Here is a 22,760-nt window from a genome sequence, read left to right as displayed (position 1 = left end):
GCGGCGGGGGCGGTGTGGTGGTGCGGGCTGTTCATGGCGAGATCAACTCTCCCCGCCGCCGCCCCAAAAGGCAACGCCCCTCACGGCCGCTTCGCCGGTCCCGTGGAGGTGCGGGCGACCAGCTCCGGGTGGATGGTGAGGACGCCGCCGGGCGGTGGGGCGTCCCGCCCCAGCAGCAGCCGCCCGGCGCGCCGCCCGGCCTCCGTCAGCGGGATCCGGACGGTGGTCAGCGGCGGGCAGGTGTCCCGGGAGAACGGCAGGTCGTCGAAGCCGGCGACGGAGATCCGGGCGGGGATCTCCACCTCCCGCTCGCGCAGCGCCGCGCAGACCCCGAGCGCCACCGAGTCGTTGGAGGCGAGCACCGCGGTGAGCTCCGGGTCGCGGCGCAGCAGCTCGGCCACCGCGTCGTAGCCGGCGGTGCGGGTGAAGGCGCCGGTGACCACGAGCGGCTCGGAGAGCCGGGCCGCCTCGGGGTGGTCGGCGAGCGCCCGGCGGTGGCCCTCCAGCCGGGTGGCGGTGGTGGTGTTGTGCTCGGGGCCGCTGACGTAGCCGATCCGGGTGTGGCCGAGGGAGATCAGATGGGCCGTCAGCGCCCGCGCCCCGCCGCGGTTGTCGAAGGCGACGGTGATGACGCCGGCGCCTTCCGGCGCGGGCGGGCCCGCGTCCGGGCCGAGGGCGAGCGGCGGCCGGCCGCACTGCACCAGCCGGCCGCCGCCGGCGATGTAGTGCCGGGCGCGCTCCGCGACGGCGGCCAGGTGGTGGCCGTCGTCCCAGGCCCCGCCGGTGAGGACGACGCCGCGGGCGCGCTGCCGCTGCAGCAGCGTCAGGTAGTTGAGCTCGCGCTCCGGGTCTCCGCCGGTGTTGCAGATGACGGGAAGCAGGTCGGCCTCGGCGACCTCGGCCTGGATGCCGCTGGCGATCAGGCCGAAGAACGGGTCGGCGACGTCGTTGACGAGGATCCCGACCAGGTCGGAGGAGGCCGCGGCGAGCGCCCGGGCCTGGGCGTTGACCACGTACTGCAGCTCCTCGACGGCGCGCAGCACACGCTTGCGGGTGCTCGCGGCGACCGGGTAGTTGCCGTTGAGCACGCGGGAGACGGTGGCGGTGGACACCCCCGCGCGCTCGGCGACGTCTGCGAGTGTGGCGGCCACGGTTCTCCTCGTTGTGCTGGTACCTGCCCGGCATGGCGGGGCAATCGCTTGTTGCCCCGGAGCGTACCGGCGGACGCCGGTCGTTGACATGGTGCCCCGCCGTTCGTACCTTTGGGGGCTAGTAAGCGCTTTCTGCACTCGATCGATACCGGAGGACCGCCCATGACGGCTACCGCCCCGGGTGCCGCCCCGCGCCGCACCCTGAAGATCGCCATGAACGGGGTGACCGGGCGGATGGGCTACCGCCAGCACCTGGTCCGCTCGATCCTCGCCCTGCGCGAGCAGGGCGGCCTCCCCCTCGGCGACGCCGCGGGCACCGTGCTGTGGCCCGAGCCGATCCTCATCGGGCGCAACGAGGCGAAGCTGCGCGCCATCGCCGAGCGGCACGGCCTCACCGAGTACACGACCGACCTGGACGCCGTCCTCGCCGACCCGTCCGTCGAGATCTACTTCGACGCGCTGCTCACCAACGTCCGCGAGCCGAGCCTGAAGAAGGCCATCGCCGCGGGCAAGCACATCTACACCGAGAAGCCCACCGCCACCACCTTCGAGGGCGCGCTGGAGCTGGCCCGCCTCGCCAAGGAGGCCGGGGTGAAGAACGGCGCCGTGCAGGACAAGATCTTCCTGCCGGGCCTGCTGAAGCTGAAGCGCCTCATCGACGGCGGCTTCTTCGGCCGGATCCTCTCCGTGCGCGGCGAGTTCGGCTACTGGGTCTTCGAGGGCGACTGGCAGGAGGCCCAGCGGCCGTCCTGGAACTACCGCGCCGAGGACGGCGGCGGCATCGTCGTCGACATGTTCCCGCACTGGGAGTACGTGCTGCACAACCTCTTCGGCCGGGTCACCTCCGTGCAGGCGCTCGCCGCCACCCACGTCCCGCAGCGCTGGGACGAGGAGGGCAAGCCCTACCCCGCCACCGCGGACGACTCCGCCTACGGCATCTTCGAGCTGGAGGGCGGCGCCGTCGCCCAGATCAACTCCTCCTGGTCGGTGCGCGTCAACCGCGACGAGCTGGTGGAGTTCCAGGTCGACGGCACCGAGGGCTCCGCCGTCGCCGGGCTGCGCAACTGCCGCGTCCAGCACCGCAGCGCCACCCCCAAGCCGGTCTGGAACCCCGACCTGCCCGCCACCTACGCCTTCCGCGAGCAGTGGCAGGAGGTGCCGGACAACGGCGAGTTCGACAACGGCTTCAAGGCGCAGTGGGAGCTGTTCCTCAAGCACGTCGTGCTGGACACGCCCTACGACTGGGACCTGCTCGCCGGCGCGCGCGGCGTCCAGCTCGCCGAGCTGGGCCTGAAGTCGCACGCCGAGGGCCGGCGGTTCGCCGTCCCGGAGGTCTCGCTGTGAGCCTGCTCCGACTCCCCGGCGCGGACGGCACCCTGACGGAGCACCGGCCGCGCACCGAGCCGGCGGCGTTCACGGCAGGGGGGCACCCCCGGACGGAGTCTGGGGGAGGATCGGCGCTCGCCGCCCGGACGGTCTTCTCCGCCGCCCATGTGGTCGCCGACCCGTACGCCGACATCTCGCCGGACGACCCCGCCGCCGTCGACTGGGACGCCACCCTCGCCTTCCGCCGCCACCTGTGGTCGCACGGCCTGGGCGTCGCCGAGGCGATGGACACCGCCCAGCGCGGCATGGGCCTGGACTGGGCCGGCGCCGCCGAGCTGATCCGCCGCTCCGCCGCCGAGGCGAAGGCCGTCGGCGGGCTGGTCGCCTGCGGCGTCGGCACCGACCAGCTCGGCGCCCGGCCCGCGTCGCTGGCCGAGGTGAAGGCCGCCTACGAGGAGCAGCTGGCGCTCGTCGAGGAGACCGGCGCGCAGGCCATCCTGATGGCCTCCCGCGCGCTGGCCGTCGCGGCCCGCGGCCCCGAGGACTACCTGGAGGTCTACCGGCACCTGCTGGCGCAGGCCTCCCGCCCGGTGATCCTGCACTGGCTCGGCCCGATGTTCGACCCGGCGCTGGAGGGCTACTGGGGCTCGTCCGACCTGGACGCCGCCACCGAGACCTTCCTCGCCGTCATCGCCGCGAACCCGGCGAAGGTGGACGGCATCAAGGTCTCGCTGCTGGAGGCGCAGCGCGAGATCGACATCCGGCGGCGGCTCCCCGGGACCGTCCGCTGCTACACCGGCGACGACTTCAACTACCCCGAGCTGATCGCCGGCGACGAGCAGGGCTTCTCCCACGCCCTGCTCGGCATCTTCGACCCGCTGGGCCCGCTGGCGGCGGAGGCCGTCCGGGCGCTGGAGGCCGACGGCGGCGACCCGAAGCGGTTCCGCGGCCTGCTGGACCCGACCGTCCCGCTCTCCCGGCACCTGTTCACGGCGCCCACCCGCTTCTACAAGACCGGCGTCGTCTTCCTGGCCTGGCTCGCCGGGCACCAGGAGCACTTCCGGATGGTCGGCGGGCTGGAATCGGCGCGCTCGCTGCCGCATCTGGCGCGCGCCTACGAACTCGCCGACGGCGTCGGGCTCTTCGCCGACCCGGGGCGGGCCGCCGCCCGGATGCGCGCCCTGCTGGAGATCAACGGAGTGGAGCAGCCGTGACCGTGAGCACGACGCAGGACCTCTCCCGGCTCTCCATCAACCAGCGCACCGTCAAGCAGCTGTCCGTCCCCGAGCTGGCGGACGGCTGCGCCCGGCTCGGCATCCCCGGCGTCGGGCTGTGGCGCGAGCCGGTGCAGGAGCTCGGCGTCGAGGCCGCCGCGAAGGCGGTGCGGGACGCCGGACTGTCCGTCACCTCGCTCTGCCGCGGCGGGTTCTTCACCTCCGAGGACCCGGCGGAGCGGGCCCGCGCGCTGGACGACAACCGCCGCGCGATCGACGAGACCGCCGGCCTGGGCGCCCCCGAGCTGTGCCTGGTCTCCGGCGGCCTGCCGGCCGGCAGCCGGGACGTGGACGGGGCGCGCGAGCGGGTCGTCGACGCGCTCGCCGAGCTGGCGCCGTACGCGGCCGAGCACGGCGTGCGGCTCTGCGTGGAGGCGCTGCACCCGATGTTCGCGTCCGACCGGTGCGTGGTCACCACGCTCGGGCAGTCGCTGGACATCGCGGAGCGGTTCCCCGCCGAGCAGGTCGGCGTGATGGTCGACGCGTACCACATCTGGTGGGACCCGCAGGTGTGGGAGCAGATCCGCCGGGCCGGCGAGGGCGGCCGGATCTCCTGCTACCAGATCTCCGACTGGGTCACCCCGCTGCCCGAGGGCGTCCTGCTGGGCCGCGGCCAGATCGGCGACGGCTGCATCGAACTGCGGCGGATGCGCGAGGCGGTGGACGCGGTGGGGTACGCGGGGCGGCCGATCGAGGTGGAGATCTTCAACCCCGGGCTGTGGGAGCGGGACGGGTTCGCCGTGCTGCGGGAGATCGCGGAGCGGTACTCCGCCCACGTGCTCTGAGCCGCCGGGCGGGTGTCGGGGGTCGCTCGTAGGGTGGTCGGCATGGCCACCTTCGTGTTGATCCCCGGGGCCTCGGCGGGCCCCTGGTACTGGCATCTGCTGGAGGACGAACTGCGGGCCCGCGGCCATGAGTCGGTCGCGGTCGACCTGCCGAACGAGGACGACGCGGCCGGCCTCGCCGAGTACGCGGACGCGGTCGTCGCGGCGATCGGTGCGGCGGGCGGAGGCGGAGGCGGCGGCGGTGACGGCGGCGGTGGCGCGGGCGATGTGGTGCTGGTCGCGCACTCGCTGGGCGGCTTCACCGCGCCGCTGGTCTGCGAGCGGGTGCCCGTCGCGCTGCTGGTGATGCTGCAGGCGATGGTCCCGGCGCCGGGCGAGTCGGCGGGGGAGTGGTGGGCCAACACCGGCTACCCGGCGGCCCGCAGCGAGCGCGACGCGCGGGACGGCCGCGCCCCGGACGACGAGCTGGCGCTCTTCTACACCGACACCCCGCGGGAACTCGTCGAGGAGTCGCAGCGGCACGGCCGCGGCCAGTCCGGCACGCCGTTCGCGAAGCCGTGGCCGCTGACGTCCTGGCCGGACGTCCCCACCCGCTTTCTGCTCGCCCGCGACGACCCGTTCTTCCCGGCCCCCTTCCTCCGCGCCGTCGTCCGCGACCGCCTCGGCATCACCCCCGACGAAATGCCCGGCGACCACTGCCCCATGCTCGGCCACCCCACCGACCTGGCCACCCGCCTCATCGCGTACCACGCAGAGCTCTGACCGCCACCACGGCACCGCCATGACCTGCGACACCGCTCCGCCCGGGCGTCGAGTGGGGCAACCCCGTCGAGCCCGCCCACCGCCGCGGTTGCGTCGCAGCAGGGGGTGGCCCGTGGTGCGTGGTGGGGCGTGCGGCGGGCCGGTCCGCCGGGCTCGGTGGCGGTTGGGGTGCCGTTCTGGCCGGGGAACGCGCTCCGGTGAGATGCCCGGCGCCGTTCCCGGCCGGGAGGGGCCGCGCCGGTGCTACCAGGAGTGGAGTTTTTCCGGGTTGCGGATGGCCCAGATGCGGGTGATGCGGCCGGCGGTGACTTCGAGGGCGGCTACCGAGACCGCGCGGCCGTGTTGGCGGGCCACCAGGCCCGGGTGGCCGTTGACGGGGCACTCCTCGACGGCGAGGCCGTCGGTGCGGTCCGCGAAGGCCGCGAGGAAGCGGGCGACGAGCTCGCCGCCCTCGACCGGCTTGAGCGCCGCGTTCGCCAGGCCGCCGCCGTCGGCGACCAGGCGGGCGTCCGGGTCGAGCAGATCGACCAGCGCCGGGATGTCCTTCGCCGCCCAGGCCCGCTTGAAGTCGCCCACCACGTCCGCCGCCTGACGGTCCGCCGCCGCTGCCGCCGCCGGCGGCCGGCCCGCGCGTACCCGCCGCCGCGCTGAGGTGGCCAGCTGGCGGCACGCCTCCGGGCTGCGGCCGACGATCTCCGCCACCTCCGGGAAGGTGTAGCGGAAGACGTCGTGCAGCACGAACACCACCCGCTCCGCCGGCGTCATCGACTCGTAGACCACCAGGAACGCCATGCTCACCGACTCGTCCAGGGTGACCCGGTCGGCCGGGTCCGCCGGATCGGCCGGCCCCGCCGCGTGCCAGTCCTCGCTGCCCGGCAGCGGCTCCGGCAGCCAGGCGCCGACGTACTGCTCCCGCCGGGCCCGCGCCGAGCCCAGCACGTCCAGGCAGATGCGGGTGGCGACGGTGGTGAGCCAGGCCGCCGGGTTGGCGATCTCCGCGCGGCGCTCCTCCGGCATCGCGTACCAGCGCGCGGAGGCCTCCTGGACGACATCGTCGGCCTCGGCGAGCGAGCCGAGCAGCCGGTAGGCGAGGCCGGTCAGCCGGCCCCGCTCGTCGGTGATCGCGCTCAGGCCCGGGTCCGTGGTGTGCGTCATGGCGGCGTCGTCCTCCCTCTCCAGCTGCGGTGATGTGCTCTCGCGGGATACGACGAGACAGCCCGGGCAAATGTTCCGCGGTCCGGCCTCACACTTTGCGCGGGCACCTCGTCGGAAGGGGCGACACCGGTTATCCGAAGGGGAGCCCGCCATGTACTCGACCGCCACCACCGCCGGGCGGCGCACCGCCGTCCTGCTGCGCGTCGCCGTCGCGCTGCAGACCGCCTGCGTCATGGGCCAGGCCGTCTCGATCGGCATCGTCTTCGCGACCGACCACGGGATGGCCGTGCACCACACCGGCTCGTACGTCGCCTACGCCGCCGGAATGCTCAATGTGCTGGCCTCGGTGCTGGTGTGGCGGCCGGGCGGCGGCTCGACGCGCTGGATCCGGCACTCCACGGCGTTCCTGGCGCTCGCCTCGGTGCAGGTGGTGCTGGGCATCCACCACGTGGTGGGGTGGCATGTGCCGCTCGGGGTGCTGCTGTTCGGGATGAGCGTGGTGCAGGGCGCGCTGCTCTGGGCGGACCGGCGGTCCTGACTCACCCGCACTCGCTGCACTCGCTCCGCCGCACTCACTCCGCCGCCCGCCCGCGCCCGACGAGCTCCGCGAGGCGGTCGAACGCGGGCCGCATGTCGGCGCCCTCCGGGTCGAGCAGCCACTGGATCTGGAGCCCGTCGAGGGCGGCGATGACCAGCTGGGCCGTCACCTCGTCGCCGAGCGACTCGGCGAGCAGCGCACGCACCCGGGCGTAGCGCTCCGCGAAGTAGGCGCGCGCCGGGTGCCCGTCGGTGACGCTCTCCCCGGCGAGCACGGTGAAGGTCTGGACGATGCCGGGGCGCGAGGCGTTGACGTCCACCAGCATCGCGAGCGCCTCCAGGACGCCGGCCGGGCCGGCCACCGCCCCGCCGGAGACGTCGAGTTCGTCGCGCCTGCGCAGCACCGCGACGAGCAGGTCCTCCTTGGTGGGGAAGTAGTGCAGCAGGCCCTGCTGGGTGAGGCCGACCCGCTCGGCGACCGCCGCCAGCGTGGTGTTGGGGTAGCCGCGCTCGCCGATCATGTCGAACGCCGCGCGGACGATCTCCCCGCGGCGGTCCCCGCGCCGTGCCGTTGCCATGTCCGCAGGCTATCGTGCGCGACCCGAAGATCACGACTGGATAACGTTACCTACCGATCGCCAGGTCGGGATGTTTCCCTGGAGGTGCACCACCGCCCAGCAGAACGGCACACGGCAAAGGAGCCGCCGACATGACCGACCCGTCCAGGAGTTCCGCCGCCTACGCCGAGGCCGTCGAGCGGGCGCTCGCCGCGCTCGACCTCGACACCAAGTGCGCCCTGCTCGGCGGCCGGGACATGTGGTCGCTGCCCGCCGTCCCCGAGATCGGCCTCGACCCGCTGGTCTTCTCCGACGGCCCGGTCGGCGTCCGGGGTGTCCGCTGGAGCCCCGAGAGCCCGTCGATCGCGCTGCCCTCCCCGACCGCGCTCGCCGCCGCCTGGGACCCAGCGCTCGCCCGCCGCGCCGGACGGCTCCTCGCCCAGGAGGCCCGCCGCAAGGGCGTCCACGTGCTGCTCGCCCCCACCGTCAACCTGCACCGCACCCCGCTCGGCGGCCGGCACTTCGAGAACTACTCCGAGGACCCGCTGCTGGTCGGCGCCGTGGGCGCGGGCTACGTCCAGGGCGTCCAGGACGGCGGCGTCGGCACCACCGTCAAGCACTACGTCGCCAACGACACCGAGAACGAGCGCTTCACCCTCGACGTCCGCGTCGACGCGCGCACGCTGCGCGAGGTCTACCTCGCCCCCTTCGAGCACATCGTCGCCAACGCCCATCCGTGGGGCGTGATGTCCGCCTACAACGGCGTCAACGGCCACTCCATGACCGAGCACCGCTACCTCCAGAACGAGGTGCTGCGCGGCGAGTTCGGCTTCGACGGCGCGATCGTCTCCGACTGGATGGCCGCCCGCTCCACCGTCGGCGACCTCACCGGCGGCATGGACCTCGCCATGCCCGGCCCCCGCCATGTCTACGGGCCCGCGCTCGCCGCCGCCGTCCGCTCCGGCGAGGTGAAGGAGGCGGAGGTGGACGCCGCCGTCCGCAACACCCTCACCCTCGCCGCCCGCACCGGCGCGCTGGCCGGCGTCGCCCCCGCCGTCGCCCCGCAGGACCGCCCGGCGGGCATCGACGGCCCCGCCCTGGCCCGCGAGATCGCCGCCCGCGGCTCCGTCCTGGTCCGCAACGAGGACGGCGTGCTGCCGCTGGTCCCCGCCGACCTGACCCGCGTCGCCCTGGTCGGCGACGCCGCGCGCAGCGCCCGGGTGCTCGGCGGCGGCAGCGCCACCGTCTTCCCCGACCACGTCACCACCCCGCTGGCGGGCCTCACCGCCGCGCTCGACGGGCAGGCCGAGGTCGTCTGGGCGCAGGGCGCCGACCCGCGCGCTCGGCTCGCCCCGGCGGCCCCCGCCGAGGGCTTCGCGCTCGCCTCCCGCTGGCTGGACGCGGACGGCGCCGAACTCGCCCGCGTCCCGCAGGCCGACGGCCAGGTGCTGTGGCTCGGCGCCCTCCCGGACGGCGTCACCGGTCGGACGCTGCGCACCGTCGAACTCGCCGGCGCCTTCACCCCGGAGAAGAGCGGCCCGCACGCGTTCTCGGTGCTCGGCTACGGCCGGATCCGCCTCACCGTCGACGGCGAGGTGCTGCACGACGGCGACCATCTGCCCGCCGCCGCCGACCCGTTCGCCTTCTTCAACCCCACCGAGCTGCGGTTCTCCAAGGAGCTGGCGGCCGGGCGGGAGGTGGCGGTGTCCCTGGAGTACGGCGTCCCGGCGATGCTCGCCGACAGCCCCATCCCGGCGGTCTCCTTCCGCCTCGGCCACCGGCCGCCGACCGGCACCCCCGAGGAGCTGATCGAGGAGGCCGCGGCCGCCGCCCGGGACGCCGATGTCGCGGTGGTCGTCGTCGCCACCACCGACGAGGTGGAGAGCGAGGGCTTCGACCGCACCGACCTGAAGCTGCCGGGCCGTCAGGACGAGCTGGTGGCGCGGGTCGCCGCCGCCAACCCGCGGACCGTGGTGGTGGTCAACGCCGGCTCCCCGGTGGAGATGCCGTGGCGCGACGACGTCGCCGCGGTGCTGCTCACCTGGTTCCCCGGCCAGGAGGGCGGCGCGGCGCTCGCCGATGTGCTGCTCGGCGCCGCCGAGCCGGGCGGGCGGCTGCCCACCACCTGGCCGGCCCGCACCGAGGACGCACCGATCCTCGCCACCGACCCGGTGGACGGCGTGCAGCCGTACGAGGAGGGCGTCTTCATCGGCTACCGGGCGTGGCAGCGGCCGGGGGCGGAGTCCGCCGCCGAGCCGGCGTACTGGTTCGGGCACGGCCTGGGCTACACCGAGTGGGAGTACCTCTCCGCCGAGCTGCTCGCCCCGGCGCACGACGACGAGCTGGGCGCGGTCCGGGTGCGGATCCGCAACGCCGGGCGGCGCGCCGGGCGCGAGGTCGTCCAGCTCTACCTGGCGCCGGAGGCGCCGTCGAACGGCGGCGGCCCGGAGCGGCCGGCCCGCTGGCTCGCCGGCTTCGCCGCGGCGGAGGCCGGGCCGGGCGAGGAGGCCGTGGTGGAGATCCCCGTCCCGCGGCGGGCCGCCGAGTCCTGGGACGAGGCGGACGGCGCGTGGCGGCTCGTCCCCGGCGCCTACACCCTGGAGGCCGGCCGCTCGGTGGCCGACCCCCGGCAGACGGTGGCGCTCAACATCTGACGCGCGGTCTCCTGCGGTTCGCCCGCGCCCCGAAAGGGGCGCGGGGAACCGCGCGACCGGCCACGACGGACCGTCAGCGGCCGCACCGGAGCTCGAGCGAAGAGCTCAGTCCTTCCGGCCGGTGGCGGCCACCGTCACGCCGAGGCCGATCATCATCAGGCCGCCCGCGCCGCCGATCGCGTCCAGCCGGCGCGGGGAGCGGGCGAACCAGCTGCGGGCCCCGGACGCCAGCAGCGCCCAGACGCTGTCCGAGAGGACGGCGATCAGGCAGAAGACCACGCCGAGCAGCATCATCTGCAGCGGGACGTGCCCCGCCCCGCGGTCGACGAACTGCGGCAGCACCGCCGCGAAGAAGACCACGCTCTTGGGGTTGGCGAGGCCCACCAGGAATCCGTCGGCGAGCGAGCGCGCCCGCCCCACCTCGCGGGCCGCCGAGCGGCGTTCGCCGGACTCCTGCAGCGCGGCCCGCAGCGAGCCCCGCTTCAGCAGCGCCCGGACCCCCAGGTAGACCAGGTACGCCGCCCCCGCCAGCTTGACGCCGGTGAAGACCGCGTCCGAGCGCTGCACCAGCGCTCCCAGCCCCAACCCCACCAGCGCGACCAGCGCGTACTCGCCCAGCGCGTTGCCGAGGACGGTGGCGAGCGCGGTGCGTCTGCCGTGGGCGAGCGCGCGCCCGACGGTGAAGAGCACGCTCGGGCCGGGCACCACGATGATCAGAAACGAAACTCCCGCGAAGACGGCGATGCGATCTGCAGAGACCATGGCCGCACGCTAACCGCGCGGCGCCCGCCGGTTGGTAACGATCCGGCGTCGGCCCCTTGCCGCCACCGGGCGGCATCGCATCCCATCGACGCACGGACGAGGGTGGAAACGATTCCAGCACCGTTTCCGAAGGGAGGAGGTGCCGCCGATGGCCGGGATCAAGGACGTCGCCGCGCGCGCCGGCGTCTCCATGGCCACCGCCTCCCGCGCGCTCACCGGCCACCCCTCGGTGAGCGACGCCGCCCGGGCCGCCGTCCGCGCCGCCGCCGACGAGCTCGGCTACCGCGCCAACGGCGTGGCCCGCTCGCTGCGCACCCGTCGGACCCGCATCCTCGGCCTGGTCGTGCCGGACGTCCTCAACCCCTTCTTCACCGAACTGGCCCGCGCCGTCGAGGAGGAGGCCCGCGCGCTCGGCTACAGCGTCATCATCGGCAACGCCGACGACCGCCCCGAGCAGCTGGACCACCAGCTGCGCTCGCTGCTGGAGCGCCGCACCGACGGCCTGCTGGTGGCGCCGGCCGACGACCCGTCGGCCGAGCTGCTGCGGCGCACCGCCCGGTCCGGCACGCCGCTGGTCTTCGTCGACCGGTGGATCGCGGGCGCCCCCGGCGTCCCCGTGGTGCGCGCCGACGGCCGCGCCGCCGTCCGCGCGCTCGTCCGCCATCTGCACCGCCTCGGCCGGCGCCGGATCGCCGTCATCACCGGCCCGGCCGCCACCGCCACCGGCCGGGAGCGGCTGGACGCCTTCCGCGGCGCGCTCGGCGAACTGGGACTGCCGCCGCGCCCCGAGCTGATCGGCCACGGCGACTTCCGCGCGGAGAGCGGACGGCGGGAGACGGCCCGCCTGCTGAGCCTGCCTCGGCACTCCCGTCCGGACGCGGTGTTCGCGGCCGACAACCTGATGGCGCTGGGCGCGCTGGACGCGATCCGCGCCGCCGGGCTGCGCGTCCCCGCCGGCATCGCCCTCGCGGCCTTCGACGACATCCCCTGGTTCGCGCACCTCGACCCGCCGCTGACCGCGATCGCCCAGCCCACCGCGGAGCTGGGCCGGGCGGCGGTGCGGGCGCTCGCCGACCGCATCGAGGGGCGGCCCGCCGCGTCGGTGACGCTGGACGCGCGCCTGGTCGCCCGCGCCTCCTGCGGCGAGCCGGGCGGCGCCCGGGGCGGCGGGACGGGCAGGCTGGGGAACGTCCGGCGGTGCGACGACGGCGCAGAGCGGCGCGAGCGAGAGAGCGGGAGTTGACGCGGTGAGCGGTGCAGGTGTGACCCACGATCTGGTCGTGGTCGGCTCGGCCAACGCCGACCTGGTGGTCGGGGTGGAGCGGCGGCCCGGCGCGGGGGAGACGGTGCTCGGCTCCGACCTGGCCGTCCACCCCGGCGGCAAGGGCGCCAACCAGGCGGTCGCCGCGGCCCGGTTGGGGGCGCGGACGGCCCTGGTGGGCCGGGTCGGCGACGACGCCCACGGCCGGCTGCTCACCGCGTCGCTGACGGACGCCGGGGTGGACACCGCCGCGCTGCGGGTCGGCGGGGCGCCGACCGGCGTCGCGCTGATCACCGTCGACCCCAGCGGGGACAACTCCATCGTGGTCTCGCCCGGCGCCAACTCCCGGCTGACGCCGGAGGACGTGCGCGCGTCGGCCGACCTGCTGCGGTCCGCGGCGGTGGTCTCCACGCTGCTGGAGGTCCCGGTGGAGACGGTCGCCGAGGTGGCCCGGATCGCCGCGGCGCCGGGCGGCCCCCGGCTGGTGCTCAACCCCTCGCCGCCGCGGGAGCTGCCGCGGGAGGTGCTGGCGGCGTGCGACCCGCTGGTCCTCAACGAGCACGAGGCGCGGGTGCTCGGCGCGACCGCGGCGGGCCGCGGCGCCGCCGAGGAGCTGCTCCGGCTGGGCGCCCGCTCGGTGGTGGTGACGCTGGGCGCGGACGGCGCGGTGGTCGCGGACGCGTCCGGGACGGCGCACGTCCCCTCGGTGAAGGTCGACGCCGTCGACACCACCGGCGCCGGCGACGCGTTCACCGCGGCGCTGGCCTGGCGGTTGGGCGCGGGCGCGGCGCTCCGCGAGGCGGCGGCGTACGCGGCCCGGGTGGGGGCGGTGGCGGTGACGCGGGCGGGGGCGCAGGAGTCGTACCCGACGGCGGCGGAGGTGTCCGCCTGATCGGCCTCCGCGCCGAACGTCCCTCCGCTACGGTGGGCCGGCTGCGGGCCGGAGGGGAGACCGGCGAGGGAGCCGGGATGCCGTCGGTCACCGTGCCGCTCTCCGCGCTGGACGAGGCCCAGCCGGCCCGCGTGGAGGCGCTGCTGAGGGGGCATCGGCTGCTGGGCTCCGACGGAAGTTTGTCAACGCGGTGAGCAATTCACCGGGTTGGCCCGCGCCGAACCCTTGACCGGGTCACTCCGCGCTGCCTAGGTTCGAGGCGGTCCGCCGATCACCGACTGCGAGGAGCCCCGCGCCCATGACCAGCGAGCCCGCCAACGCCAAACCGCCGCTGCGGGTCGGCATCGCCGGATACGCCTTCATGGGCGCCGTCCACTCCCAGGCCTGGCGCAACGCCGGGCGCTTCTTCGACCTGCCCGTCGAGCCGCGGCTGCAGGTGCTGTGCGGGCGCAACCGCGCCAACGCCGAGGCCGCCGCCGCCAAGATGGGCTGGGCCGAGGTCGAGACGGACGTCGAACGCCTCATCGCCCGTGATGACATCGACGTCATCGACGTCTGCACCCCCGGCGACAGCCACGCCGACATCGCCATCGCCGCCCTGGAAGCCGGCAAGCACGTGCTGTGCGAGAAGCCCCTCGCCAACACCGTCGCCGAGGCCGAGGCCATGGTCAAGGCGGCCGAGGCCGCCCGCGCCCGGGGCGTCCGGTCGATGGTCGCCTTCAACTACCGCCGGGTGCCCGCCCTCGCGCTCGCCCGGCGGATGGTCGCCGACGGCCGGATCGGCGACATCCGCCACGTCCGCGCCGTCTACCTGCAGGACTGGATCACCGACCCCGAGGCCCCGCTCGGCTGGCGGCTGCAGAAGGAGCGGGCCGGCTCCGGCGCGCTCGGCGACATCGGCGCCCACATCATCGACGCCACCCAGTACCTGACGGGCCAGCAGATCTCCGGCGTCTCCGCGCTCACCGAGACCTTCGTCAAGGAGCGCCCGCTGCCCGCCGACTCCGGCGGCGCCGTCAGCGACCTCGCCGGGGCCTCCGCGGGCGCCGCCCGCGGCCCCGTCACCGTCGACGACGCCGCGCTGTGGACGGCCCGCTTCTCCGGCGGCGCCATCGGCTCCTTCGAGGCCACCCGCTTCGCCGCCGGCCGCAAGAACGCCATGCGCGTCGAACTCAACGGCTCCAAGGGGTCGCTGGCCTTCGACTTCGAGGCGATGAACGAGCTGTGGTTCCACGACCACACCGAGGACGCGGAGTACGCCGGCTTCCGCCGCATCCTCGCCACCGAGCCCGGCCACCCCTACGCCGGCGCCTGGTGGCCGCCCGGCCACGGCCTCGGCTACGAGCACACCTTCGTCCACGAGATCCGCGACTTCGCCACCGCCATCGGCGAGGGGACGGACCCCGAGCCGTCCTTCGCCGACGGCCTGCGCGTCGGCCGGGTGCTCGCCGCCGTCGAGTCCAGCGCCGCCAACGACTCGCGCTTCACCCCGATCGCCGAAGCGTCCTGAACCCGGCAGACCTGAACCAGAGCCGCCCAAGGAGACCGCACATGCCGCGTCCCATCACCCTCTTCACCGGCCAGTGGGCCGACCTGCCCTTCGAGGAGGTCTGCGAGCGGGCCGCCGGCTGGGGCTACGACGGCCTCGAGATCGCCTGTTGGGGCGACCACTTCGAGGTCGACCGCGCCCTCGCCGAGCCCGACTACATCGAGGGCCGCCGCGCCATCCTCGACAAGCACGGCCTCAAGGTCTTCGCGATCTCCAACCACCTGGTCGGCCAGGCGGTCTGCGACGACCCGATCGACGAGCGCCACCAGGGCATCCTGCCCGCCGACATCTGGGGCGACGGCGAGGCCGAGGGCGTCCGGCAGCGGGCCGCGGAGCGGATGAAGGACACCGCGCGGGCCGCCGCCAAGCTGGGCGTCGACACGGTCATCGGCTTCACCGGGTCGGCGATCTGGAAGACCGTGGCGATGTTCCCGCCGGTCCCGCCGTCCATGATCGAGCGCGGCTACCAGGACTTCGCCGACCGCTGGAACCCGATCCTCGACGTCTACGACGAGGTGGGCGTCCGCTTCGCGCACGAGGTCCACCCCAGCGAGATCGCCTACGACTACTGGACGACCGTCCGCACCCTGGAGGCCATCGGCCACCGCCCCGCGTTCGGGCTCAACTTCGACCCGTCGCACTTCGTCTGGCAGGACCTCGACCCGGTCGGCTTCCTGATGGACTTCAAGGACCGGATCTACCACGTGGACTGCAAGGAGTCGCTGGTCCAGACCGGCAACGGCCGCAACGGCCGGCTCTCCTCGCACCTGGAGTGGGGGGACCCGCGGCGCGGCTGGGACTTCGTCTCCACCGGCCACGGCCAGGTGCCGTGGGAGGCGATCTTCCGGGTGCTCAACCACATCGACTACCAGGGCCCGATCTCCGTGGAGTGGGAGGACGGCGGGATGGAGCGGCTGCTCGGCGCGCCCGACGCGCTGAAGTTCATCCGCGGGGTGACGGACCTGGTCGTGCCGCCGACCGGCGCGTTCGACTCGGCCTTCTCCTCCGGGAGCTGACGCCCGCCCGAAGCCCGCTGCCCGAGGACCGGGGACGGGTCCGCACCCCCTGGCGGATCCGTCCCCCTCTTCTCCGTGCATATACTTGGATCCGACCAATCGGATCCAAGTTCTGCGCCCCCGGGGAGTCCCATGCCGGACCAGCGTCCCGCCAACCCGCTCGCCCTCGCCGTCCTCGGCCTGCTGCTGGAGCGGCCCCTCCATCCGCACGCCATGGCCGCCGCGCTCCGCGAGCGCGGCCTGGACCGCGCCTTCAAGCTCACCACCGGCTCGCTCTACGACACCGTCCGCGCGCTGCGGCGGGACGGCTGGATCGAGCCCGCCGCCACCGAGCAGCCCGGCGCGCGCCCGGCCCGCACCGTCTACCGGCACACCGCCGAGGGCGCGCGGCTGTTCACCGCGTGGCTCGACGAGCTGATCCGCCAACCCGCCGCGGAGTACCCGAAGTTCCTCTCCGCGGTCTCCTACCTCGGCGCGCTCGGCCCGGTGCGCGCCGCCGCCGCGCTCCGCGAGCGGGCGGCCGCGCTGCGCGCCGGGATCGAGGAGGGCGGGCGCGCGCACCGCGCCGCGCTGGAGGTGCACGGCGCGCCCCGGCTCTTCGTCATCGAGGCCGAGTACGCGCAGGCGATGGCCGCCGCCGAGCTGGCCTGGGCGGAGCGGATCGCCGGCGAGATCGAGGACGGGACGCTGGAGTGGCCGGGAGGGCACCGATGAGCGCGGTGGTGGTGGCCGGCGCGGGCCCGGCGGGGCTCGCCGTCGCGGGGGAGCTGGCGCGGGCCGGCGTCCCCGTCACCGTGCTGGAGCGGGAGGCCGAACCGCCCGGCCACTGCCGGGGGTTCAACCTCAACGCCCGCAGCCTGGAGCTGCTCGACCGCCGCGGACTCGCGGCGGGGCTGCTCGCCGAGGGGCCGACGGTGCCCAGCACGGTCTTCGTCGGCGGCGCGCGGCTCGATCTGGCGGCGATGCGCAGCGGGCACCCGTATGTGCTGGGCATACCGCAGACGCGGGTGGAGGAGGTGCTCGCCGCGTGGGCGGCGGGGCTGGGCGCCCGGATCGTCCGCGGCCGGCGCGTCACCGGCCTCGACCAGGACGCCGACGGCGTCGCCGTCGCGGTCGCGGACGGCGCACCACTGCGCGCCGGCTGGCTGGTGGGCTGCGACGGCGGACGCAGCACGGTGCGCAAGGCGGCCGGCATCGCCTTCCCCGGGACGGCCGCGCGCCGCCGCACCCTGCTCGGGGACGTCGTCCTCGCCGACCCGTCCGCACTGCCGCCCGGACCGCACGGCCGGGTCTTCGCCATCCCCCGCCCCGGCTACCTCCGCATCCTGGTGCCCGGCGCGCCGGAGGGCGGGGCCGTCACCCTGGAGGAGTTCCGGTCCGCCCTCGACGAGGCCCTGGGACGCCGCGTCGAGATCGCCGAGGCCCGCTGGCTCACCCGCTTCGGCGACGCCGCGCGGCTCGCCGAGCGGCTGCGCGCGGGCCGCGTCCTGCTTGCCGGGGACGCCGCCCACATCCACCCGCCGGCCGGCGCCATCGGCGTCAACGCGGCGCTGGACGACGCGTTCGCGCTGGGCTGGCGGCTGGGGCTGGTGGCCCGCGGCCTCGCTCCTGACGCGGTGCTGGACGACTACCACGCCGAACGCCATGCGGCGGGCGAGCGCCTGTTGCGCAGCACGGTGGCCCAGTCCCGCCTCTCCGAGCCGTCCGTGGCGGACGACCCCGGGCTCACCGCCGTCCGCGACCTGCTCGCCGACCTGGCCACCGAAGACGCCACCGCGGGGCCGCTGGCCGAGACGATCACCGCGGTGGCCATCCGCTACCCGGTCCCCGTCCCGCACGGCCACCCCTGGGAGGGCCGGATGGCCCCGGACGTCCCCCTCGCGGACGGCGGCACGCTGGCCGCCCTCCTCGCCGCCGGCCCCGGCGGGGTCCTCCTCCGGGACGGCGCCGCCCTCCCGGTGGACGGCTGGGCCGGCCGCGTCACCGCGGCGGAGGCCCGACTCCCGGGCACCACCGCCGCGTTGATCCGCCCCGACGGCCACACCGCCTGGACGGCCCCGCCGACCGGTGACGCCGTCCCGTCCCTCCACCGCGCCCTCACCGAGACGTTCGGCCCTCCGGCGCCGCCGGAAGCACCATGACCAGCCCCGGCCGCCCGTCGGGCGCGTCCGGTCCGTGGCCCAGCGGCCCCCAGCCCGCGGCGGTGTAGAGGCGGCTGGCCGGGGTGTCCCGATCGGTGGTCAGCAGCCAGGCGCGCGGCGCGCCTTCGGGGAGCGCGGCGGCGAGCAGCCGGCGGCCGAGGCCGCCGCGCTGGTGGTCGGGGTGGACGACCAGCAGATGAAGCGCGAACGCCCCGTCGAGCCGCTCGGCGGCGTCGGGGCCGAGCCGGGCGCGCAGCTGCCCGGCCCAGGGGTCGCCGTCCTGCTCGGCCCAGCGCCACGGGTGGCCGTACGCGAGCCCGGCGAGCGCGCCGCCGACCTCGGCGGTGGCCACGGTGACGTCGTCGCGGTCCTGGAGCGCCTCCCGGTAGAGCGCGGCGAAGAGCCGCGCGGTCGCCCGGCCCTCGCCGAGCGGCGGCAGCGAGGCGGCGGCGAGGTACAACTCCTCGACGTCGCCCTCACCGGGGCGCAGATCATGCCGGATCATGCCGCACAGGGTAGGCCGCTTCCGGCGGCTGTCCGGAGTCGGGGGCGCGGTGCTGGGTTGGGCGCCGGTGCGGGGCGGCGGTGACGGCTGTGGTGCGGGGTGCCGGCGCGTGGGCGGGGGCGAAGTGCGGCTCCTCGGCAATGCCTTCGCCGCGGATTATGGCGGCGGGGGTGGCGCTTCCGGCGGCTGTCCGGAGTCGGGGGCGCGGTGCTGGGTTGGGCGCCGGTGCCCCCGCGGGGTCGGCGCCGGCGGGTGGTGCGGGGCGTCCGGGGTGCGGTGCGCGTAGGTGACGGAATCGTGGACCTTCGGCCATGTCCCGGTCGGCCCGCTTGCGGGGGCGCGGAGTTGGTGCCTCGCGGCCGGGCGGCCACGCCGGAGCCGCCGCGGGGGCGGAGGGTCGCTCCGGCGCGGCAGTCGGTGGGTGAGGGGTACGGCTGCCGGGGCGTACGAGTCTAGTCTGACGGGGCGTCAAACGTGGTGCTGCCGTGGAAGGCGGCGCGGGCCTCGTCCGCGACGGCGCGCAGCGGCGCGCCGAGCGCGGCCGCCGCGGCGGCGACGTCGTCGTGCTCGGGCTTGGCGCCGTGCGGGCCCGCCTTGACGCGGATGCGATGGCCGCGCACGTCCACCTCGGCGGTGCGCCGCGGCAGGGCCAGCTTGGTGAGCGGCGAGCGCCGCAGCCCCAGGCTGCCGGTCTCGCGGAGCAGCAGCTCGGCGAGGCGGTCGGCGGGGGCGCCCGGGTCGGCGAGCACATGGACGGTGTGCGCCGGGCGGTTCTTCTTCATCACCACCGGCGTGATCCACGCGTCGGCCGCGCCCGCCGCCAGCAGCACGCCCAGCAGATGGCCTAGCACCTCGCCGGTGACGTCGTCGACATTGGTCTCCAGCAGCTCCTGGGGGAGATGGGCGGCGTCCGACCCCGACGGGGCGTCACCCAGCACCGCGGGCAGCACATTGGCGCGGCCCGGGAACTCCTTCGTCCCGGCGCCGTAGCCGATCCGGCGCAGCGTCATCGCCGGCATCGGCCCGAACCGCTCGGCGTGCACGCCGAGCAGCGCGGCCCCGGTCGGCGTCACCGTCTCGAAGGGGACGTCCGCGCCGACCGCCGGCGCCCCGGCGGCGGCGAGCAGCGCCATGGTGGCGGGCGCGGGCGACGGCATCACCCCGTGCCGGGTCCGGACGGACCCGGTGCCGAGCGCCGGCGGCGCGGAGGAGAGCCGCGGGCCGCCGAGGGCGTGCAGCGCGGCCGCCGCGCCGACCGTGTCGATCACCGTGTCCCAGCCGCCGATCTCGTGCAGGTGGACGGTCGCCGGGTCCTGGTCGTGCAGCGTGCCCTCGGCCTCGGCGATCGCGGTGACGGCCCGTCGGGCCGCGGCCGCGACCGGCGCCGGCTCGGCGCGCGAGACCATCTCCAGCAGCGCCGCCGCCGAGCGGTGGGTCGCGGTGTCGGTGGTCGCGGTGCGGGCGTGGGTGGCGGCGATGCCGCCGTTGACGACCCGCTCGGCGGTCAGCTCCCAGCCGGTCAGGCCGGTGGAGGCGACGGCGGCGCGGATGTCGTCCAGCGGGGCGCCCAGGTCGAGCAGCGCGCCGAGCAGCATGTCGCCGGAGATGCCGGAGAACGGGTTGAGCCAGATCAGGTTCACGAGGACGCCTTGCGGGTGCGGGCGATGCGGTGGGCGGCCATGGCGGCGCCGAAGCCGGAGTCGATGTTGACCACGGTGAGGCCAGCGGCGCAGGCGGAGAGCATGGCGAGCAGCGCGGTGACGCCCTCCAGGGAGGCGCCGTACCCGGTGGAGGTGGGGACGGCGATCACCGGGGCGGCGACCAGCCCCCCGATGACGCTGGCCAGCGCGCCCTCCATGCCGGCGACGCAGATCACCGCGTCGGCGGCGTGGAGGCGGGGCGCGGCGGCGAGGGTGCGGTGGATGCCGGCGACACCGATGTCGTCGATCCGGGAGACGTCCAGCCCGGCGGCGGAGGCCACCGCGGCGGCCTCGGCGGCGACGGGCCAGTCGGACGTCCCCGCGGCGGCGACCACCACCCGGAAGTCGCCGGCCGGCGCGGGCCGCCACGCCAGCAGCTGCGCCTCGGCGTCGTAGCGTCCGCCGTCCGCCGCCACGGCCTCCAGCACCGTGTCGGCCGTCTCCGGCTCCACCCGGGTCACCAGCACGGGGCCGGAGTTCGCGGCGAGCAGGCTCGTGACGATCGCGGTGATCTGCGGGGCAGTCTTGCCGGGGCCGTAGACCACCTCGGGCAGCCCCTGCCGACCCTCCCGGTCGACGTCCACCTGGGCGAACCCCAGGTCGGCGATGCCGGGCGTGCCGGTCCGGCGGTCCGTCACGAGACCCGTCCCTTCGGCAGCTCCGGCATCCCCAGCAGCACGTTCATCCGGCCCGAGCGGAAGCCGCCCAGGTCGAGGGCGCAGAAGGCGAAGCCGGCCGCGCGGATCGCGGCGTCCAGCTCGTGCCGCAGCACCGCCGCCCGCTCGATCTCCGCGTCCGGCACCTCGACGCGCGCCACCGTGCCGTCGCCGTGCGAGCGGACCCGGCACTCGGCGAAGCCGAGGCCGTGCAGCGCCTCCTCGGCGGCCTCGATGCGCGCCAGCACCTCGGGCGTCACCTCCTCGCCGTAGGCGACGCGGGAGGCGAGGCAGGCCGCCGCGGGCTTCTCCGCGACCTCCAGGCCCAGCGACGCAGCCGCCGCCCGCACGTCCGCCTTGCTGAACCCGGCGTCCACCAGCGGGGCGATCGCGCCCCGCTCGCGGGCCGCGCGCTGGCCGGGGCGGTGGTCGCCCAGGTCGTCGAGGTTGGTGCCGAGGGCGACCTTGGCGCCCAGCAGCCCGGCGAGCGGCGTCACCGCGTCGAAGAGCGCCGACTTGCAGTGGAAGCAGCGGTCGCCGCCGTTGGCGATGTACTCGGGGCGCTCGCCCTCGTCCGTCGTCACCTCGACGTGCCGCAGCCCGTGCGCCTTGGCGAACTCCCGCGCCGAGCGGCGCTCCGCCGCGGCGAGGCTGGCGGAGACGGCCGTCACCGCGACCGCCCTCTCGCCGAGCACCTGGTGCGCCGCGTAGGCCAGCAGCGCCGAGTCGACGCCGCCCGAGAAACCCGTGATCAGGGCCGGTTCGGTCCCGATCCGGGTCCGAAGGGCCGTCAGTTTGTCGTCTATGTCCACTGCTTCATCCCTTGCGCAGTCGGTACAGCGTCTCGCCCGCCTTGCGGACCAGCAGCACGCCCTCGTCCTCGCGTCCGGCGTAGGACTCGACGTCGACGGTCGCGGGGTCGCGGTAGCCGAGACCGACCGCCCGGCACTCCGCCTCGGGGATGCCGGTGGCCAGCGTCACCCGGATCCGCGGCCGCTCCTCGCCCGTCGCCGGATCGTACGTCCCCGCCCCGCGCACATGCGTGGAGTGGGCCATCACCCCGCGCGGCACGTCCGCGAACTTCTCGGGCTGCAGCCGGAACCAGTCCCGCACATGGAACCCGATCTTCTTGATCCATTCGCCGTGGACCTCGGAGAACTCGGTGATGTGCGGGGCGTAGAGGATGATCTCACCGCCGTCGGCGACCACCGGCTCCAGCTTGTAGACGCCCTTGGCGCCCACCCAGATCTCGTCGTACATCGCCGGCACCACGGAGAGCACGGTGTCGAACGGGCGGTCCACATAGGCGACATGGATCCGCGAGGAGAGCTCCGCGGCCCGCTCCCAGGCCTCCTCGATGCCGCCGCCGAAGACGCCGTGCAGGGTCGTCGGGTCCTTCGGCGAGACCACGTAGCAGAGCGCCGAGCGGTCCGAGGGGATCAGCGAGGCGGCCTTGTTGATCAGGGCGCGGACGGGCGTGGTGCCCAGCGTCCCGATGATCTCGTAGGAGGTGATCAGCGCGCCCAGCCAGTGCGAGACGTCGATGACCTCGCGGGCGCTCACCCCGGGGAAGAAGTACTTGTTGCCGCCGGAGAAGCCGACCACCTCGTGCGGGAAGACCGGGCCCAGCACCAGCACGTGGTCGTAGTCGACGACCATCCGGTTGAGCCGCACCTCGACGTCCTCGCGCAGCAGCCCGCCGCTGATCTCGGCGACCTCGTCGGCGGTGACGGTGCCCAGCGAGGCGAACGTCTCGGGGCGCTCCCACTCGTGGTTGAAGACCCGCATGGGGGCCCGCTCGGCCTCCGTCATCCCGGTGTGCCGATCGATCCGCTCGGGCGGCATCGGCGGGTGGGTGCCGAGCGCGATCAGCACGTCGACGGCGGCGGCGCGCGGCACGAAGGCGTCCCGGACGGCGCGCAGCAGCGCGGGCAGCGGGCCGCTGCGGGTGTCGTCCGGCACCAGGACGAGCACGCGCTTGCCGGCGAGCCGGCCCGCGGCGTCCAGGTCGGCGGCGTGCTGCCGCACGGCGGCGTCGACGTCCGCGGGGGAGAGGGTGGGGAGGGGGGAGGAGGAA

Annotated in this window: 21 protein-coding genes; 12 read left to right on the top strand and 9 right to left on the bottom strand. The window is 75.5% G+C overall.

Annotated elements, in window-relative coordinates:
• Window positions 1-80: 80 nt before the first annotated feature.
• A complete protein-coding gene (locus BIV57_RS21400; RefSeq protein WP_071658504.1) occupies window positions 81-1,151 on the bottom strand; it encodes a LacI family DNA-binding transcriptional regulator in 1,071 nt (356 codons plus the stop codon).
• Between the two features lie 162 nt (window positions 1,152-1,313).
• On the opposite strand from BIV57_RS21400, the gene BIV57_RS21395 reads away from it, so the two are divergent.
• From BIV57_RS21395 to BIV57_RS21380, 4 genes are read left to right on the top strand one after another with little or no spacing between them, the layout of a single operon-like run.
• The gene (locus tag BIV57_RS21395; protein WP_071658503.1) at window positions 1,314-2,495 is read left to right on the top strand and encodes a Gfo/Idh/MocA family protein; all 1,182 of its coding nucleotides are present in this window, start codon (window positions 1,314-1,316) and stop codon (window positions 2,493-2,495) included.
• Window positions 2,492-3,691: a dihydrodipicolinate synthase family protein gene (locus tag BIV57_RS21390; RefSeq protein WP_245797840.1), complete on the top strand. Its 1,200-nt coding sequence runs from the start codon at window positions 2,492-2,494 to the stop codon at window positions 3,689-3,691. The genes BIV57_RS21395 and BIV57_RS21390 overlap by 4 nt, the downstream gene beginning before the upstream one ends.
• Before the next feature lie 2 nt (window positions 3,692-3,693).
• Entirely contained in the window at window positions 3,694-4,536 is an 843-nt protein-coding gene (locus BIV57_RS21385; RefSeq protein WP_071658507.1) for a sugar phosphate isomerase/epimerase family protein, read from the top strand.
• A 42-nt stretch (window positions 4,537-4,578) separates the two neighbouring features.
• The gene (locus BIV57_RS21380) at window positions 4,579-5,298 is read left to right on the top strand and encodes an alpha/beta hydrolase (protein WP_071658502.1); all 720 of its coding nucleotides are present in this window, start codon (window positions 4,579-4,581) and stop codon (window positions 5,296-5,298) included.
• 243 nt (window positions 5,299-5,541) lie between these two features.
• Here the strand turns inward: BIV57_RS21380 and sigJ are convergent, their stop codons facing one another.
• Window positions 5,542-6,453 (bottom strand): RNA polymerase sigma factor SigJ, encoded by a 912-nt coding sequence (sigJ, locus tag BIV57_RS21375; RefSeq protein ID WP_071658501.1) that lies wholly within the window; start codon window positions 6,451-6,453, stop codon window positions 5,542-5,544.
• A gap of 151 nt (window positions 6,454-6,604) precedes the next feature.
• On the opposite strand from sigJ, the gene BIV57_RS21370 reads away from it, so the two are divergent.
• Window positions 6,605-6,991, top strand: a complete 387-nt coding sequence (locus tag BIV57_RS21370; RefSeq protein WP_071658500.1) for a hypothetical protein — start codon at window positions 6,605-6,607, stop codon at window positions 6,989-6,991.
• Window positions 6,992-7,025: 34 nt separating this feature from the next.
• On the opposite strand, the gene BIV57_RS21365 is transcribed toward BIV57_RS21370, so the two are convergent.
• Window positions 7,026-7,568 (bottom strand): TetR/AcrR family transcriptional regulator, encoded by a 543-nt coding sequence (locus BIV57_RS21365; protein WP_071658499.1) that lies wholly within the window; start codon window positions 7,566-7,568, stop codon window positions 7,026-7,028.
• A 131-nt stretch (window positions 7,569-7,699) separates the two neighbouring features.
• On the opposite strand from BIV57_RS21365, the gene BIV57_RS21360 reads away from it, so the two are divergent.
• The gene (locus BIV57_RS21360) at window positions 7,700-10,201 is read left to right on the top strand and encodes a glycoside hydrolase family 3 protein (protein ID WP_071658498.1); all 2,502 of its coding nucleotides are present in this window, start codon (window positions 7,700-7,702) and stop codon (window positions 10,199-10,201) included.
• A gap of 105 nt (window positions 10,202-10,306) precedes the next feature.
• Here BIV57_RS21360 and BIV57_RS21355 read toward each other — a convergent pair whose 3' ends face one another.
• Window positions 10,307-10,963, bottom strand: a complete 657-nt coding sequence (locus BIV57_RS21355) for a LysE family translocator (protein ID WP_071658497.1) — start codon at window positions 10,961-10,963, stop codon at window positions 10,307-10,309.
• 148 nt (window positions 10,964-11,111) lie between these two features.
• On the opposite strand from BIV57_RS21355, the gene BIV57_RS21350 reads away from it, so the two are divergent.
• From BIV57_RS21350 to BIV57_RS21325, 6 genes are all read left to right on the top strand, one after another.
• On the top strand, window positions 11,112-12,206 hold the full coding sequence (locus BIV57_RS21350) for a LacI family DNA-binding transcriptional regulator (RefSeq protein ID WP_079170559.1): 1,095 nt from the start codon (window positions 11,112-11,114) through the stop codon (window positions 12,204-12,206).
• A gap of 4 nt (window positions 12,207-12,210) precedes the next feature.
• Complete coding sequence (locus tag BIV57_RS21345; RefSeq protein ID WP_245797839.1) at window positions 12,211-13,116, top strand: ribokinase; 906 nt, start codon at window positions 12,211-12,213, stop codon at window positions 13,114-13,116.
• Between the two features lie 298 nt (window positions 13,117-13,414).
• Window positions 13,415-14,626 (top strand): Gfo/Idh/MocA family protein, encoded by a 1,212-nt coding sequence (locus BIV57_RS21340; RefSeq protein ID WP_071658495.1) that lies wholly within the window; start codon window positions 13,415-13,417, stop codon window positions 14,624-14,626.
• A gap of 41 nt (window positions 14,627-14,667) precedes the next feature.
• Window positions 14,668-15,681, top strand: a complete 1,014-nt coding sequence (locus BIV57_RS21335) for a sugar phosphate isomerase/epimerase family protein (protein WP_071658494.1) — start codon at window positions 14,668-14,670, stop codon at window positions 15,679-15,681.
• Window positions 15,682-15,813: 132 nt separating this feature from the next.
• Window positions 15,814-16,395 carry a PadR family transcriptional regulator gene (locus BIV57_RS21330; protein WP_071658493.1) on the top strand — a complete coding sequence of 194 codons (582 nt, stop codon included), beginning with the start codon at window positions 15,814-15,816 and terminating at the stop codon, window positions 16,393-16,395.
• A complete protein-coding gene (locus BIV57_RS21325; RefSeq protein WP_071658492.1) occupies window positions 16,392-17,822 on the top strand; it encodes an FAD-dependent monooxygenase in 1,431 nt (476 codons plus the stop codon). Before BIV57_RS21330 ends, BIV57_RS21325 begins: the two co-directional genes overlap by 4 nt.
• Here the strand turns inward: BIV57_RS21325 and BIV57_RS21320 are convergent.
• From BIV57_RS21320 to BIV57_RS21300, 5 genes are all read right to left on the bottom strand, one after another.
• Window positions 17,779-18,327 (bottom strand): GNAT family N-acetyltransferase, encoded by a 549-nt coding sequence (locus BIV57_RS21320; RefSeq protein ID WP_071658491.1) that lies wholly within the window; start codon window positions 18,325-18,327, stop codon window positions 17,779-17,781. The genes BIV57_RS21325 and BIV57_RS21320 overlap by 44 nt on opposite strands.
• A gap of 452 nt (window positions 18,328-18,779) precedes the next feature.
• Entirely contained in the window at window positions 18,780-19,967 is a 1,188-nt protein-coding gene (gene larC / locus BIV57_RS21315; RefSeq protein WP_071658490.1) for a nickel pincer cofactor biosynthesis protein LarC, read from the bottom strand.
• Window positions 19,964-20,665, bottom strand: a complete 702-nt coding sequence (gene larB / locus BIV57_RS21310) for a nickel pincer cofactor biosynthesis protein LarB (protein WP_079170558.1) — start codon at window positions 20,663-20,665, stop codon at window positions 19,964-19,966. The genes larC and larB overlap by 4 nt, the downstream gene beginning before the upstream one ends.
• Window positions 20,662-21,495, bottom strand: coding sequence for an ATP-dependent sacrificial sulfur transferase LarE (larE, locus tag BIV57_RS21305; RefSeq protein ID WP_071658489.1), 834 nt, complete (start codon window positions 21,493-21,495; stop codon window positions 20,662-20,664). The genes larB and larE overlap by 4 nt, the downstream gene beginning before the upstream one ends.
• A 4-nt stretch (window positions 21,496-21,499) precedes the next feature.
• Window positions 21,500-22,760: lactate racemase domain-containing protein (locus tag BIV57_RS21300; RefSeq protein ID WP_336447092.1), on the bottom strand; the 1,261-nt coding region annotated here is incomplete at its 5' end.

Source organism: Mangrovactinospora gilvigrisea, from assembly GCF_001879105.1.
GTDB classification, from domain to species: domain Bacteria; phylum Actinomycetota; class Actinomycetes; order Streptomycetales; family Streptomycetaceae; genus Mangrovactinospora; species Mangrovactinospora gilvigrisea.
Note: the sequence above shows the minus strand (reverse complement) of the source record. Positions and strands in the feature narration are given on the sequence as shown.